This is a genomic window from Clostridium sp. 1001271st1 H5, from assembly GCF_005845215.1.
Taxonomy (GTDB): domain Bacteria; phylum Bacillota; class Clostridia; order Lachnospirales; family Lachnospiraceae; genus Enterocloster.
The window spans coordinates 103870-119764 of sequence record NZ_SPHO01000003.1 but is presented as its reverse complement, the minus strand read 5'-3'; the positions used below and the strand labels follow the sequence as shown (position 1 = coordinate 119764).

11 protein-coding genes are annotated in these 15895 nt (G+C 52.2%); 1 reads left to right on the top strand and 10 read right to left on the bottom strand.

From position 1 onward, the window contains the following. Positions 1–25: 25 nt before the first annotated feature. The 8 genes from FGS84_RS05615 to FGS84_RS05580 all read right to left on the bottom strand — a co-directional run bounded on the left by FGS84_RS05615 (position 26) and on the right by FGS84_RS05580 (position 11919). Positions 26–1120: a glycosyltransferase family 2 protein gene (locus tag FGS84_RS05615; protein ID WP_347563795.1), complete on the bottom strand. Its 1095-nt coding sequence runs from the start codon at positions 1118–1120 to the stop codon at positions 26–28. After that, the gene (locus tag FGS84_RS05610) at positions 1087–2184 is read right to left on the bottom strand and encodes an acyltransferase (protein ID WP_138306694.1); all 1098 of its coding nucleotides are present in this window, start codon (positions 2182–2184) and stop codon (positions 1087–1089) included. Before FGS84_RS05610 ends, FGS84_RS05615 begins: the two co-directional genes overlap by 34 nt. Positions 2185–2217: 33 nt before the next feature. Next, on the bottom strand, positions 2218–3318 hold the full coding sequence (glf, locus tag FGS84_RS05605; protein ID WP_138306693.1) for a UDP-galactopyranose mutase: 1101 nt from the start codon (positions 3316–3318) through the stop codon (positions 2218–2220). Positions 3319–3573: 255 nt separating this feature from the next. Further along, entirely contained in the window at positions 3574–6354 is a 2781-nt protein-coding gene (locus FGS84_RS05600) for an ATP-binding protein (RefSeq protein WP_138306692.1), read from the bottom strand. Between the two features lie 129 nt (positions 6355–6483). Then, positions 6484–8130, bottom strand: a complete 1647-nt coding sequence (gene treC / locus FGS84_RS05595; RefSeq protein ID WP_138306691.1) for an alpha,alpha-phosphotrehalase — start codon at positions 8128–8130, stop codon at positions 6484–6486. A 28-nt stretch (positions 8131–8158) separates the two neighbouring features. Beyond that, positions 8159–10123 (bottom strand): PTS system trehalose-specific EIIBC component, encoded by a 1965-nt coding sequence (gene treP, locus FGS84_RS05590; protein WP_138306690.1) that lies wholly within the window; start codon positions 10121–10123, stop codon positions 8159–8161. Between the two features lie 221 nt (positions 10124–10344). Further along, complete coding sequence (gene treR, locus FGS84_RS05585) at positions 10345–11070, bottom strand: trehalose operon repressor (RefSeq protein ID WP_138306689.1); 726 nt, start codon at positions 11068–11070, stop codon at positions 10345–10347. Positions 11071–11130: 60 nt separating this feature from the next. Next, positions 11131–11919: a TraX family protein gene (locus FGS84_RS05580; RefSeq protein WP_138306688.1), complete on the bottom strand. Its 789-nt coding sequence runs from the start codon at positions 11917–11919 to the stop codon at positions 11131–11133. Between the two features lie 183 nt (positions 11920–12102). On the opposite strand from FGS84_RS05580, the gene FGS84_RS05575 reads away from it, so the two are divergent. Beyond that, positions 12103–13767: a hypothetical protein gene (locus FGS84_RS05575; protein ID WP_138306687.1), complete on the top strand. Its 1665-nt coding sequence runs from the start codon at positions 12103–12105 to the stop codon at positions 13765–13767. 111 nt (positions 13768–13878) lie between these two features. On the opposite strand, the gene FGS84_RS05570 is transcribed toward FGS84_RS05575, so the two are convergent. Continuing rightward, positions 13879–14565, bottom strand: a complete 687-nt coding sequence (locus FGS84_RS05570) for a helix-turn-helix domain-containing protein (protein WP_138306686.1) — start codon at positions 14563–14565, stop codon at positions 13879–13881. A 28-nt stretch (positions 14566–14593) separates the two neighbouring features. Next, positions 14594–15868, bottom strand: a complete 1275-nt coding sequence (locus FGS84_RS05565; protein ID WP_138306685.1) for a TRAP transporter large permease — start codon at positions 15866–15868, stop codon at positions 14594–14596. Positions 15869–15895 lie beyond the last annotated feature (27 nt).

Sequence of the window (15895 nt, the reverse complement as noted above, 5' to 3'; positions counted from 1 at the left end):
AAACGTCTCCTGAACAGGCTCTGGGTCAGTCCCCGATAAACAGCATCTGCCCCAGTGTCCGCAAAAAGGTGTTCTTAGTAAAGCCGTACTTCATGATAAGCCCCATCTTCCCCGGGCGGCTGCACCGGGGCAGCCTTATGAAAGCCTCCAGCGTTTCCCGCTGCTCCCGGCTTAAACGGCTGCCGAACATACGGTAAAAACAGTCCGCCTGTCCGAACATTTTCCTGTAATTCTCCCTGGCGCTGCTTCCGTCCTTTACACGGTCCCTGACAGAATCCAGGCTGTCCCCCTTCTCGGCTCCCAGGGCATTGCCGCCATGCTGCCTGTAATAGTACAGGGGACAGTCCACCCACCCTATCTGTCCGAAACAGGAGGCAATCAGGGCCAGCCAGGCATCGTGCATCAGACATACCCCGGGAAGCTCTCCCAGGAAGGGCAGCATTCCCCGGCTGAACATTACGGCGCCGCCGGTCACATTGTTCTGTACCAGAAGCTGGGGCAGGCGGGTGCGCTCCGGGGAGATTTTCTGATACCGGAAAAAACTGTCTGCCAGAGGCCGCAAATTCTCATCCGTCACAGTCAGGTCTGAATGCACCAGATAGGGCAGACCTCCCCTGCCCGCTGCCCTTTCCATGTCCTGCAGCTTCAGTGACAGCATCCGCGCCTTCTGAGGCATCCAGACATCATCCTGGTCGCTCAGCATAAAATACTCCGCCCCGGCCAGGCGCAGCAGGCGCTCACAGACAGACAGGCTCCCCCCCGGCTCATACTCCGACAGCAGGCCTTCACACACGCACAGCCCTCTCTCATCCGCTGCAGCGTCCCATGCCATTGTCCTGCAATCCGCCATCAGCTTAAGGATTTTCAGGAAATGGGCGGCCGCGCCCCCGGAAGGCTCCTTCCGGAAAAGCACCAGAACCCTGTCCCGGCGGCTCTCCTCGTATTCTCTCAGCAATTCCCTGGTGCCGTCCGTGGAACCGTCATCCGATACCAGAATATGGATATCCCCGGCATCCTGTGCCAGAATAGAATCCAGCTGCTGTTTTATATATCTGCTTCCATTATAGGCAGCCACCAGAACTGTAATCATTTCGTACGTCTCTTCCTTCCATTCATCCATGGCAGCCGTGTCTCAATCAGCCATACCACCCCCGGCTCCACTGCCAGCACCAAGGCAAAAAGCAGGATATCCCACGGTGCGGCGCTTAGCACCCCCGGATAGGCCATCCTGCCGGCTGCCACCCTGAAACATGCAATGACAGGAACCAAATGGGTACACATGACAGTGAGGGAATGGGTCCCGTAATATGTAAAGAAGGGCACAAGGACCCTGCTGAAAATCCGCAGTTCCTTCCAGCGCCCATTTAAGCCCGATACCCTTTCCCCAAACATCAGTATGGTGACGGAGGAAAACCAGGCGGTCAGAATCCAGGACACCGGGTTCTTCATGGTCAGAAAATTAAAATCACACCCCGGAATCAGGACCGTGAGGGCAATACCAAAACACATAAGCAGGAATGCCGCCGCCAGGCCGGACAGGCCCTTTAAGGACCTGCATGCCCTCTGCCACGCATCGCAGGCAAATACGCCTCCCAGAGCAAGCAGGAAGCCCACCAGTCCCTTGATATACACCATGATGGGCAGATGAACGACACGCCACAGGGTGGTATCCTGCCTGGAGCTGTTGATACAGAGAATGAGGAACACGCTGGCTGCTCCCGCCGCACATGCCGCAATCCCCATGTTCCTGCGGCTGCCGTATATCATGTTTAACAGCAGCTCTGCTATGAAAATGCTGGGCAGAAACCAAAGTGTCTCCAGCCCCACCAAGGTGCCGGTATAATAGATGTCGGACATGAGTACCAGGAAGGTATACTGCTGGGGCCACACCAGGAATATCCGCGAGAGAATAAACAGCACACTGTAGCACACGTACGGAATTCCCAGGGATATAAGCCTTCTGCCTGCCATCTCCCGTGTGGATATGCCTGTCCTGTCCTTTCCGTAACGGAGCCCGTAGCGCCATCCTGTATAGACATAAAAAATAGCCAGCATGAAGAAACCATACCAGTCAGAGAGTATGCCAAGGCTGGTCTCAGCCAGACAATGGCTGGCCACCACCCCCAGCATTCCCATGCCCTTTGCCACGTCCAGATAGACCTGGCGGTCCTGTGTCTTAGTCATCTGCCGTATATCCTTCCTGTCCTTTATCCTGTCCTATCCAAATATTTCCTCTGCCCTGTTCATGGCGGACTCAATTACCTTGTCCATGTCGTAGTACTTATATTCTCCCAGACGGCCGCCAAACAATACATGGGACTCTGCCCTGGCCAGTTCCCCATACTTCTGGTACAGCTCCTGGTTCCTCTGGTCATTCACCGGATAATAGGGCTCCATGCCCTCCTGCCAGCTCACCGGATACTCCCTGGTAATTACTGTCCTGGGCTGTGTGCCGAACTCAAAATGCTTGTGCTCAATTACCCTGGTATACGGCGTTTCCCGGTCCGTGTAATTGACCACCGCCACTCCCTGGTGGTTTTCCTGGTCCAGCACCTGTGACTCAAAACGCAGGCTGCGGTATTCCAGCTTGCCGAACCTGTAGCCGTAGAACGCATCAATGGTGCCCGTGTATACCACAGTCTCTCCCAGGCTGTCATAATGTTCCCTGTGTTCCAGGTAATCCACTCCTGTCTCAATGTCGCAGCCCTCAAACAGCTTCTCCACTATGACGTTATAACCTCCTATGGGAATTCCCTGATAGGGGTCATTGAAATAATTGTTGTCATAAATATACCGCACAGGAATGCGTTTGATGATAAAGGCCGGAAGCTCCCTGCAGTCCCTGCCCCACTGTTTTTCCGTATATCCCTTGATTAATTTCTCGTACAGCTCCCTGCCCACCAGACGGATGGCCTGTTCCTCCAGGTTCCTTGGCTCCCCTGTGATTTCAGCCCTCTGTTTCTCAATGATGGCCTTTGCCTCGTCCGGCGTGGATATGCCCCACATACGGCTGAAGGTATTCATATTAAAGGGCATGTTGTACATCTGGCCCTTGTAATTAGCCACCGGGCTGTTGGTATAGCGGTTGAACTCCGCCAGGGAATTCACAAACTCCCACACCTTCCGGCTGCCGGTATGGAAGATATGTGCCCCGTATTTGTGGACATGGATGCCCTCCACGTCCTCACAGTACACGTTGCCGCCTATGTGGTTCCGCTTCTCCACCACCAGACAGCTCTTTCCGTTCTTCCTGGCATACCAGGCAAACACACCTGCATACAGACCGCTTCCCACCAATATATAATCATATTTTTTCATATCCGGATATACTCCTTTGCTCACTGCGCTCTCAGTTTTTTGTTCCCTCTGCTTCCCGTTCTCTTTGCTTTCACAATTGTACTATGTTTTACCGGAATTGTAAATGGATTATGTCCCCTGCCATCCCCTCTAAGCCGTGGAAACATAAGGAAACAGGACGGCATATGAAAATACGGAATAAGGACAGGTCCATCCTTCCCCCTGCGGAGGTTGGATACCCCTGTCCCTGCTTCCTGTTCTTGTTTCCTGTCCCGGCTAACCGGAGACAATAAATTGTTTCAGCGCATGCAAAAGCTGATGGAAATCAATGGGCTTTGCAATATGGTAATTCATGCCGCTGGTCAGCGCCCTGGCCACATCCTCTGCAAAGGCATTGGCAGTCAGGGCAATGATGGGAATGGTGCGCGCCTGGGGATGACTGCTGGCCCGAATCATGCGGGCAGCCGTGCAGCCGTCCATCACCGGCATCTGCAGGTCCATGAGCACTGCCTCATATGTACCTGGTTCCGAAGACGCAAAGCAGTCATATGCTGACTGTCCGTTTTCCGCCTCATCCACATTCAGGCCATGTTCACAGAGTATGGCCCTGGCGATTTCCATGTTAAGGGCATTGTCCTCCACCAGAAGAATCCGCTTTCCCGCCAGGACACTGTAATCCGCTGCCTCTTCCCGGATGCAGGCGTCTGTACCCTGCACCGCCTCCTGTTCCTCACCCTGGATTCTGAAATTCAGAGTGACCGTGAAACAGCTTCCCCTTCCCTCCTGGCTCTCAACCTGTATGTCCCCCTGCATGGTGGACACAATGCCCTGGGCAATGGACATGCCCAGGCCGGTACCCTGCTGCTCCAGGACCATGGGCACTCCTGCCCGGAAAAAGGGTTCAAAGACCTGTTCCATATATTCCTTTGACATTCCGATGCCGTTGTCTTCCACCATAAACCGGTAGCAGGCCCAGCCAGCCTTACCCATAGATACTTCCTGGGTTGTCACAAGAATGGTTCCGTTGTCCGGCGTATATTTCACTGCATTGGAAATCAGGTTTAAAAGCACCTGCTTTACCCGATTGGCGTCCCCAATCAGCGCTTCATGCTGCACATCCTTCTGTCTGAAGGTTATCTCATGGTTTTTCTCCATGACAGAGGGCTTGATTATGGAATATATGTTATCCAGCATGGTTCCCAGATAAAAGGGCTCCTCCAGCAGCTCCAGCTTTCCCTTCTCAATTCTGGACATATCCAGTATCTCGTTAATCAGGGACAGCAAATGGCTGCTGGATACGCTGATTTTCTCAAGACAGTCCTTCACACGCTCCGGCTGGTCTGCATGGGATGCCGCCAGGGCAGTCATCCCTATGATTGCGTTCATGGGCGTGCGGATGTCATGGGACATTTGGGCCAGGAAATTGCTCTTGGCCTCATTGGCCATGGTTGCGGATTCATAGGCCGCAAACAGGCTTTTCTTGTTCTCAGTCTCCTCCTCCAGTTCCTTGCGCTTCTGCTCGTCAATGCCCATGTTGGCAAAAACCACCTTGGTGACAATGCCGTCCGTCATTTCGGCAATACTGAACCTGGACCTGACCCACTTTAGGCCCTCCGGATAGACCCGGCGGAAATCCACGTCGTACACCGGATGTTCCGGTGTAAGGTTTGTCCTTAGAAACTCCGGACTTCCCGCACGGCGCATCTTTTCCTGGTCCTCCTCATAGACATGGTTACGGACAAATTTCTCATAATACACAGCCATGGAACCCTTAGGGAATTCCTGCCGCCTGCGTATGAATTCCTCCTGCCAGATTGCCTCCTCCACATCGTTTTCCAAATCGAACAGATAGATGGAGTAATAACACTGGCACAGGTTGGTCAGAACGCTTTCCCGTATCTCTACCTCCTGTCTGGCATCAATATTACGCCCGGTTATCAGTATCCGGTCCCCCAGTTCCATATGGATGGGAACCGCATAGTAACGGTAGTAGTGGAGCTGCTGTTCCCCGCCCCGAAGCCTCAGGATACCCTCCAGGGATTCCTCATCCCGGTAGCTGTCCAGGGAACAAACCTGTTCGAGCCTTGCCCTGTCCTCCCGGGGCAGCAAAGGCATGACCTGACGGCGGAATTCGCTCATCTTTCCCTTGGGCGCCAGCTTCAGCTGGTCCCCCATGTAGTGGAGGCAGCTGTACTCCTGGCTCACCGGGTCCAGGCTCAGGACCAGGGTGTATATGGTGGAGACAGCCACCCTGGCTGTCACCTCATCCATACGTTTTTCCACCTCTCCGTCCTGTACGTCAAATGCCAGGATGGCCCTGGCCTTTAAATCAGATTCAGGCGCAAAGGGGATGGCCATGACCCGCTGCCAGCTTCCGCTGCAGATACGGTATAAGGCCTCCATCCGCTTTTCCCCTGACCGGAACCGCTCCCGTATATATCCTTTGTCTGCAAACCGCTCTATCCGGTTCCTGAATTCCGGCATCACGCAGGCCTGTGCATACCCGCGGAGAAATTCCCTAAAATCCGTATATCCCGCCAGGTTTTCACTGAAATCCTCTTCCGCCTTGATTATCTTATAGGTACCGTCCCTCAAATCACACAGCAGGATTCCCCGATACCGTCCGCTTAAGGTCCGGATGACCGCGTCATATTCCTGCTGGAACATGACGGTATCCGTGATGTTCTGGTGGTATCCCCGCAGGCGGATTCCATCCTCCCATTCCCGGTCCTTCATGCCGCCGCACCGCACGGAAATAGGCCCCCACAGGGGATGCATCCATTTATACTGGACTTCCTGGACCTCTGCCCGGGTACTGGCAATGGACTTGTCCACGGTCTCCTGCACAGCTCCCCTGTATTCTTCCTGGATACTGTCATGCCATGTCCGGTAGCAATCCTCAGGTGAGGGCGCTGTCTCCAGCCCCAGAAGCTCCAGCATGACACTGTCCGCGTACATGGCCGGTTCCCTGCCCTGGCGGAGCACGATTTCCCACAGCCCCGTACGGGTGCTGCGCAGAATGTCTGTCTTCCCTTTATCCGTAAAGTAATCCTGCATAGAGGCTATTCCTTTCCCGGGCGGACTTTTCCGCCCTCTGTGCGCTGCATTGCGCTGGTATGCCTCTATTATACACAAAACCTCCCTTCCATGACAAGTAAATAACAAAACCCTAACAATGAATTTATATCACATTGTCCCCATATATACCCTGCATTCATAGGGTCTCAGCTGTTTTAGCGGCTGCCGGCACGCTTCCTCTTTGTAGCTGCCAATCAGCTGCCTGAGCCCTCCCAGCTCCGGACTGTCTCCTAAAACCGCCTCCCTACCCGTCATATTGGCCAGCACCACAAGCTCCTGGCCCTGGTATGTTCGCCTGTACGCCAGCACCTGAGGATGTTCCCTATATATAAATTCAATCTCCCCTTCTGATATGACTTTGTGTTCCTTCCTCAGGGCAATCAGCCTCTTATAATAGTTTAAAATAGAATCAGAATCCGCAGCCTCCGTTTCCGCATTGATATAGGAATGGTTCTGCGGAATGCCAATCCACGGCTCCCCCTGTGAAAATCCGGCATACCGGCTGCCATCCCACTGCATGGGCGTCCGGCCGTTGTCCCTGGAACGGGCAGCCAGCACCTTCAGGGCTTCCTCCCCGGTGCTCCCCTGCTCTGTCAGGATACGGTAATAATTAATGCTTTCAACATCCCGGTACTGGGAAATATCCTCATAATGGGGGTTGGTCATGCCCAGCTCCTCTCCCTGGTACACATAGGGCGTGCCGCGGAACATATGAATTACGGTTGCCAGCATCTTGGCGGATTCTTTCCAGTATTTTCCATCATCCCCAAACCGTGATATGGCTCTGGGCTGGTCATGGTTGCACCAGAACAGGGCGTTCCATCCGTGTTCCTGGGCCATGCCTTCCTGCCATTCCATAAACAGCTGCTTAAGCCGGACCAGGTCAGGCTCCATCAGCTTCCATTTATCCCCGTCCCTGTAGTCCACCTTCAGGTGGTGGAAGTTAAAGCACATGGACAGTTCCCGGTCCTCCGGCCTGCTGTAGCGGATACAGTTATCCAGGGAGGTGGAGGACATTTCGCCCACAGTCACCATGTCCTCTATGCCTGTATCCCGCACCAGTTCCTGGAGATACCGGTGGACCCTGGGCCCATCGGTATAGAAGCGGCGTCCGTCCCCTTTGTCGTCATCTGCAAATACATCGGGCTTGGATATCAGGTTCACCACATCGAACCGGAACCCCTTCACCCCCTTTGCCTTCCAGAAACGGATTACCTCCTTAAGCTCCTCCCGCACCCTGGGATTATCCCAGTTTAAATCGGCCTGGCTTACATCGAACAGGTGGAGATACCACTTTTTTAAATGGGGGACATACTCCCAGGCATTCCCCCCGAATTTGGACTGCCAGTTGGTGGGCGGCGCATCCGGGCTCCCTTCCCTGAAAATATAGTAATCCATATACTCCGGACTGCCCTCAAGGGCCTTCTTAAACCAGCGGTGTTCCGTGGATGTATGGTTGAATACCATGTCAAACATGCAGCCCATACCCCTTATGTCCGCTTCCCGAATCAATTCCTGCACATCCTCCATGGTGCCGAATACCGGGTCAACGGCCCTGTAGTCAGCCACATCGTACCCGTTATCATTGAGAGGGGAGCAGAAAAACGGCGTCAGCCAGATATAATCAATTCCCAGCTCCTTCAGATAGTCCAGCCTGCTTATGACCCCGCGGATATCTCCCAATCCGTTTCCTGTTGTATCCTGAAAGGACTTGGTGTAAATCTGGTAAACCGTGCTGTCCTTAAAATGTCCCATGCGTGATTCCTCCTTCATCTCTGCACCGTTATACGGCTCCATTTATCACGGCCACCGCGTCTGCGAAAGCCCTGACCCTGCGGCCGGTCTGCCAGTTTATATCCCCTGCCCTTCCGGGGTTTGTAAGGACCATAATAACCATGTCGCTGTGGCCTGCCCGGCCAATCTTATCCCTGTCAAATGCGATTAGTTCATCTCCGGCCTTTACCCTGTCTCCCGGTTTCACAAATGCCCTGAAGCCATCTCCCTTCATCTCCACGGTATCCAGCCCTATGTGCAGCAGCAGTTCCATGCCGTTGTCCAGGACCAGACCGCAGGCATGAAGGCTTTCCTCCATGACAACAGCCACCAGCCCATCGGCCGGCGCCCTTAAAATGCCGTCCTCCGGTTTAATGGCCACTCCGCCTCCCAGTGCTCCGGAGGCAAATACCTGGTCCGGGACCCGCTCCATGGGGATGACTTCCCCGGATACATAAGCCTTTAATTCCCTGACCGGCTGGTTCCGGGCGTCTTCACGCTTCTCAGCCCTGTCCTCCGGTACGTTCTCAGCCCTGTCCTCTGTCCTTTCCTCCCGGCTGCTGCCGACTCCTTTCTTCCTTCCGATTGCATAAGTCAGGCAGAAGGGAATCAGGATTACCAGTCCCATAGCAACTGCGAATATTCCCATGTACCGGGGCTGGATGGACAGGATACCCGGAATACCGCCCACGCCAATGGCATTGGCCTTGATTCCGCTGACAACAGACAGCACTGCTCCCACCGCGGAGCCGGCCATACCGCAGATAAATGGAAATCCGTATTTCAGGTTCACGCCGAACATGGCGGGCTCTGTCACGCCCAGGTAGCAGGAGATGCAGGCAGGCACGGATACCTCCTTTGCCTTGGCATCATTTTTCTGGAGAAGAATCATGGCCAGTACAGCAGAGCCCTGGGCAATGTTGGACAGGGCAATCATGGGCCACAGGGTGGTGCCTCCAAAGTCAGCTATTAACTGTAAGTCAATGGCATTGCTCATATGATGAAGTCCTGTTATTACAAGGGGCGCATAGAAAAATCCAAACACACCTGCAAACACGCCCTTAAAGGGGGAGGTCAGACCTGCGTTCACACAGTCTGAAATCACAGCGCCAATCTTCCATCCAATGGGTCCCAGAATACCATGGGCCACTGCCACTGATATCAGCAGGGAGAAGAAGGGAACCACAATCATGGAAATCACGGCCGGACATATCTTTCGGAAAAACCGTTCCAGATACACCAGGGTAAAGCCGGCCAGCACAGCCGGAAGCACCTGGGCCTGATATCCAATCATATCCACCTGGAAGAGTCCGAAATTCCACTTTGGAATCTCTGCCGCCGCCGTGGTGGCAACACTGTATGCATTCAGCAGCTGGGGCGATACCAGGGTGATTCCCAGAACGATTCCCAATGCCTGGGTGGTTCCCATCTTCTTGGTAATGGACCATACAATGCACACAGGCAGGAAATGGAACACAGCCTCGCCAATGAGCCACAGGAAGCTGTTAATCCCTGCCCAGAATACGGATATCTGGGTCAGTGTCTTCGTCCCGCCGTCAAACAGGGCGATTTCCCCGATGATGTTGCGGAATCCCAGAATCAGACCGCCTACAATAATGGCAGGAATCAATGGGGCAAATATCTCTGCCAGGCTGCTCATGATTCTCTGAAGCAGGGTCTGGTTCTGCATGGCGGCCTTCTTTACCGCATCCTTGGAAACGCCCTCTATGCCGGCCACTTCCGCAAAATCATTGTAAAAGGTGCTGACCTCATTGCCTATAATGACCTGGAACTGTCCGGCCTGGGTGAATGTGCCCTTGGCCGAAGGAAGGCTTTCAATTGCCTTTGTATCTGCCTTGGACGGGTTATTTAACACAAAACGCATCCTGGTTACACAGTGGGATACGGCTGCAATGTTCTCCCTGCCGCCCACATACTCCAACAGTTTCTTTGAATCCCCGGTAAACTTTCCCACCTTCAATACCTCCTATGAATCTGACTGCAATACCCTTCCATGTTTCCATTTTACCCGAATCTTGTTTAAACAAGTATCTTATAATAGGATTATATCTTGTTTAAACAAGTTTGTCAATATGGATTTGTATTTTTTACAGCATTTAAAAAGCACCGGACAAACATCTGGCTGCAGTCTCCTGTTCCGCCTGCAGTTCCCTGTTCTCCGGTGCCCTGATTATCTTATTTTGCCCGATGGGCCAGGTCGTAAAATACGAACCGGTCCGGTCTGTGCCTGGACTGGGTGAATTCAAACATAACGCCATCCTTGTTATAGGTCATACTGCTCACCACCGCCATGCAGTTATAATCCTTTAAATCCAGATACGTCTCATCAATCTGGTTAACCCGCTCCACGGTCATCTTCCTCTTGGTGGTGACAATGCTTTCCCCCAGGTTCTTTTCCATGTATTCATAGATGGAGTGTTCTGCAATCTCCGGTGTCAAATCCCGCACAATATCCCTGAGAAAATAGTTGTGGTCAATGATTAATGCCTCCCCCTCAATGTATCGCACACGCTGTATATAATAAATCTGGGCGCCCACAGGAAAAGTGGTCCGCCTGCGTATGGTCTCGTCCACGGTCAGTTCCGCAAAACAGACCACCCTGGTGGTATAGTTCTTCCTGTTCCTGGCCACTGCCTCCTTTAAGCTCTCTATGCCTCCCAGTATGAACTCGGACTGCTGCTGTCCCGGCTGGTAGATGATTCTCACGCCCTTGCCGTGGATGCTCTGCACATATCCCTCCGATGCCAGCTGTCCAATCGCCCTGCGGATGGTATTGCGGGAACAGTCAAACTCCTTTACCAGCGTGTTTTCTGAGGGCAGCAGTTCCTGAAACCCGTAGGTTCCATCCTCCATCTTTTCCCTGAGCGCCATATAAATCTGATTATATTTTGTCTTAGCCATATAAACCTCGTATATCTCTTTTTCTAATATTCCTGCAGTGCAGCCCCGCTTAAACCCGTATCATCCAAGGGGAATCCCCATAACATAAAGCCGGATAAAGAACAGCACAATTAAATGCAGCGGATAAAACCAATAAAACCCATATTTCCACCGGGCCTGTCCTTTTCTGCCGTTATAAAAAAGGAGGGGCACCGCGGACAGAATCCCGGCCCCGTAACACATGTACAGGGACTCAAGAAAGGTCAGGAAGGCGCCGGACAGCACCTGTACGGCACGCTTTTGCCGCAGGAAATAAAACAGTGAAATGATGAGAATTCCGTCTATGTCATAATCTGCCCTTAATAACACGGCCGCCAGACAGCCGCTTCCGATAACAGCCGTTATCCCGGCAGCACGGCGCAGCCCCCCATAGCCCTCGCTCTGTTTCAGTCCCCGGAGCACCATGAGACCGATTGCCAGCTCAACGTACACGCTGCTGCTCCTCCCTGACCATGTATTCCACACAGCCAGACGGAAGGGGATTTCTGAAACAAGTGCAAACACAGCCATCCTCAGCCAGTATTTGCGCCAGTTCCTGGTATGGAGAAAACCCTCCACCAGCAGGAAACAGTATATGGGAAATGCAATCCGCCCCACGCACCGGAGCACCCGGTACAACAGGAATACAGCGTCCCCCCATTGCGAGGTCATGACCATGGGAATCCATTCCAGGCTGCCCCGGTAATATATAATCTGCTCCAGCAGCACGGCCCCTATATGGTCTGCAAGCATGGAAGCCATGGCAATATACTTCAGGGCACTACCGCTTAATCCTCCCCCTGTTTCCGGTCTTTTCCTGCTGGACGGCATACTTCATTCCTTTCATACATGGATTCTTTCTCTTTATCTTATCACCAGGCCATTGGTTTGCAAAGTATTTTCTTAATACATTCTTTATGGATTCCCCAGCTTTTTCCCCTTGTATTTATTTCCACATGATATATAATGCTCTATAAAGCTTCTGTTAAAAAAGCGTTAAGGACTGGAGGAACTATGAAAAAAAAGACACAATTTTTACTGAACCTGGCACTTACTGCCATCTTTCTCATATTGATTTTATTCCAGGGGCCCAATTTGAATCCCCTGTATCCGGACGGAGCATTTTCCTGGTGCTTCATCATCAGCTGCTACCTGGTGCTGAACTTTTTCGTGGCCCTGGGCAGTGTACGGGTGGGAGCCAATGAATACGGCCGGCCCCAAATCAGCATTGACAAAAGTGTCAAAGGCTATAAAAGAGGATTTATCCTTCTGGCCATCCTTTGGGCCCTGTATTTCGGAGTATCCATCCTGTCCATGCCTCTTTTCAATTACAAGGCCTACAGGGACCAGTTAGGCGTCCCGGCCGTATCGGAATTCACGGATACCGTACAGCCCCTGGCCCTGGACCAGCTCCCCATCGTGGACAAAAGTCTGGCAAGAGAGCTGGCAGATAAAAAGGTGGGAGAAAATCCCGGCCTGGGAAGCCAGGTCATCCTGGGTACCCCTGTCATACAGAAGGTAAACGGCAAGCTGGTATGGGTGGTCCCCCTGGAGCATTCCGGCTTCTTCAAATGGCTGAAAAACATGGACGGCTCTGCAGGTTATATAGTGGTGTCTGCCAGCGATGTCAGCGATGTAACCCTGGTAACGGACCATAAAATTAAATACCAGGCCAATGCCTACCTGTTGGACGACCTAAACCGCCATGTGCGTTTCTTTGGGGGCGGCCTCTTCAAAGGTCTTACGGATTACTCCTTTGAGCTGGACGATGACGGCGTACCCTACTGGGTCATTACCTCCTACCAGAACCGCTGGCTCTTTAACCTGCCGGAGGCCGACGGGGTGCTGACCGTCAATGCCACCACAGGCGAAACCACCCATTATACCATAGCTACCCTGCCGGAGTGGGTGGACCGTGTACAGCCCGAGAATTTTGTTATGCAGCAGATACAGAACCAGGGTGTCTATGTGCACGGCATATTCAACTTCTCCAACCAGGACAAGTTCCGCCCCAGCCAGGGTGATATCATCATCTATAACGGCTCCCGCTGTTACCTGTTCACAGGTCTTACCAGCGTCGGCTCCGATGAATCCGCCATTGGTTTCATATTGGTGGACATGGTAACCAAGGAATCCAATATCTACCAGATGAGCGGCGCAACCGAGATGGCGGCCCAAAGCTCCGCAGAAGGAAAGGTCCAGCAGTTTGGCTACAGGGCGTCCTTCCCAATGATTATCAATATGGACGGACAGCCCACCTACTTTATGACCTTAAAGGATAATGCGGGCCTGATTAAGCAGTATGCCTTTGTATCTGTCTCCAATTATACCAATGTGGGAACAGGCGAGACCATTGACAGCGCCCTGCGCAACTTCCGCCAGGTGCGGGGAACCGCGGGAGTGAACATTACCACAGGCCAGACCATTTCCAGTGAGGAAGGCACTGTCCTGCGTATCGCCAGCGAGACCATTGACAATACCGTAACCTATAAGCTGATATTGGAAGAAAAGCAGGACTATATCTTCACTGTGTCCTACGACCTGAGCAATGAGCTGGCCCTGACACAGCCTGGAGACAAGGTGGCCCTGAAATATATGGATGACCCGTCCGGTATCTGCTCTGTGTCGTCCTTTGACAATCTGGAATTTGACCAATCACGGTCTGAACACATTAAGTAATGCAAAAAGACGGTACTGACCATGAGCGCAATCCAAATGCGCTCCTGTTCAGACCGTCTTTTTGTAACCGGAATTCCCGCCTGTTTTTGCGGCAGGTATTTTATGGATAAATTAAATAAATCCTAACCGCTCAGAGATTTTCCCGGCGCACTCCCGAACCTTCTTCTGCTCCTCTGAGTAGTCCATTCCTACCTCCTTCACGCCAAACACACCAATCACCCCTGACAGCCTTGTCTCGAAATTATAAATCGGGCTGGCAATGTTGTAAAAGGGGCCGGGGCCGTCTAACCCGCAGGAAGCAAGTTTCTCCGTCCTGATACGGTTCTTCTCCTCCTTGGTCAGCTGGCATATTTTCTTCTCATGGTGTGTAAGCACCTCGGCTATTTTGGCAAACGCCGTATTCTTGATTGGTTCCTCGTCTCCGATGGACGGCGTCATGACAACCGGATGCTTTGGTTCGCATTTTGCAATATAGAGAATCTTTTCACCGTCTATTTTCCCTAACAGCACCGACTTTCCGATATCCTCCGCCAAGGCCTTCATACACTGGTGGGAATTGCTCAGCAAATCCGAATTCTTCGAGTAGGAACGCCCGATGGCATATGCACGGAACCCGATACCGTAACAGACCTTATCTGTGCACCTGTATATCATGGCGCGCTCTTCCAGGGCGTGCAGGATATCATACACGCTGGTCTTAGGATATCCGGTTATCTTCACTAAATCTGCCAGCGATATTTCGCCGTGCTTGGAAATTATCTCCAATATCTCCACCGTTCTTAACACAGTCCTGTTCATGTTTCACCCTTATCCTTTGTATATTGACTTAATTATACAATAAATTAGGCAAAAACAAAACAATCTGTGGAAAAATCACAAGAAGCCCAATTACCGACATAATCATTGCCACAAATATCCATACCTCTTTACCTGCCTTTGAAACCGTGGTTTTGGCGATAGAGGACCCCAGATATAATAAACTGCCCACAGGCGGGGTGATAGAGCCCACTAAAACTGTGAGAACCAGGACAATACCGAAATACAGCGTATCAATCCCATAGGCTTCCATGGCTGGCACCAGAATGGGCGCAAACACAATCAACACAGGGATTCCCTCCACAAAAAGCCCCAGCACGAACAGAAACAGAATCACCATGCACAGGGCCGCTGTCCCGTTAGAGGTAAGGGCCTGCATCACACTCACCACGGTTTCCGGGAAACTCTCCCATGCCAGGAACCAGCTGAATATGGATGCCATAGCGATTATAAACAGGGACACGGCAGTTGTAGCCGCCCCCTTTACCAGTATCCGGGGGATGTCCCTCAGCTTAATGGTTTTATATACAAATATACCGATAATAAACGCATAAACCACCGCTACCACGCCGGCCTCCGTGGCCGTGAAGATTCCTGACAGAATCCCGCCCATAATAATAATAGGCATCAGCATAGGGATAACCGCCTGCTTTGCGGCTTTACCTATATTTCTAAGAGAAAATGTACCTGCTGTACCATATCCGCGTTTGAGGCTGATAAAGTAAACGGCAATACTCATAGCCAATGCCATGAGAATCCCTGGTATGATTCCGGCAATCAATATCTTTGTAATATTCACGCTGGCAATCACCGCATACATCACCAGCATAACACTGGGCGGTATAATGGGTCCAATGGTAGAGGAAGCCACTGTAACCGCCACGCTGAATTCCTTTGAATAGCCGTCCTTTACCATCATGGGAATCTCCAGCGAGCCCAGGGCTGCCGTATCGGCCGTGGCGGAGCCGGACAAACCCGCAAACAAGACGCTGGCCAGGATATTGACAATAGCCAGTCCTCCCCTTAAAAACCCTACCAGCGCACGGGCCAGATTCAATATCCTATCCGTCAAATCCGCCTCATTCATAAGCTCCCCTGCAAGGATAAAAAATGGAACCGCCATCAGCGAAAACGAATCCGTGGCGCTGAACATCCTGGTTATAAGCATATTGAGGGGCATTTGGGCGTATACAACCGTCCCCAGGCAGGCAATGCCCATGGTAAATGCAATAGGCATTCCAAAAACCAGCAGTATGATAAATATAGACGCAAGTATAACGAGCACGTTTACCCTCCTCCTCCCGGAGACAGC

Excerpts from the sequence above, each read along its gene's own strand:
- FGS84_RS05615 (WP_347563795.1), bottom strand. The coding sequence starts at position 1,120 with ATGGATGAATGGAAGGAAGAGACGTACGAAATGATTACAGTTCTGGTG.
- FGS84_RS05610 (WP_138306694.1), bottom strand. The coding sequence starts at position 2,184 with ATGACTAAGACACAGGACCGCCAGGTCTATCTGGACGTGGCAAAGGGC.
- glf (WP_138306693.1), bottom strand. The coding sequence starts at position 3,318 with ATGAAAAAATATGATTATATATTGGTGGGAAGCGGTCTGTATGCAGGT.
- FGS84_RS05600 (WP_138306692.1), bottom strand. The coding sequence starts at position 6,354 with ATGCAGGATTACTTTACGGATAAAGGGAAGACAGACATTCTGCGCAGC.
- treC (WP_138306691.1), bottom strand. The coding sequence starts at position 8,130 with ATGGGACATTTTAAGGACAGCACGGTTTACCAGATTTACACCAAGTCC.
- treR (WP_138306689.1), bottom strand. The coding sequence starts at position 11,070 with ATGGCTAAGACAAAATATAATCAGATTTATATGGCGCTCAGGGAAAAG.
- FGS84_RS05580 (WP_138306688.1), bottom strand. The coding sequence starts at position 11,919 with ATGCCGTCCAGCAGGAAAAGACCGGAAACAGGGGGAGGATTAAGCGGT.
- FGS84_RS05575 (WP_138306687.1), top strand. The coding sequence starts at position 12,103 with ATGAAAAAAAAGACACAATTTTTACTGAACCTGGCACTTACTGCCATC.
- FGS84_RS05570 (WP_138306686.1), bottom strand. The coding sequence starts at position 14,565 with ATGAACAGGACTGTGTTAAGAACGGTGGAGATATTGGAGATAATTTCC.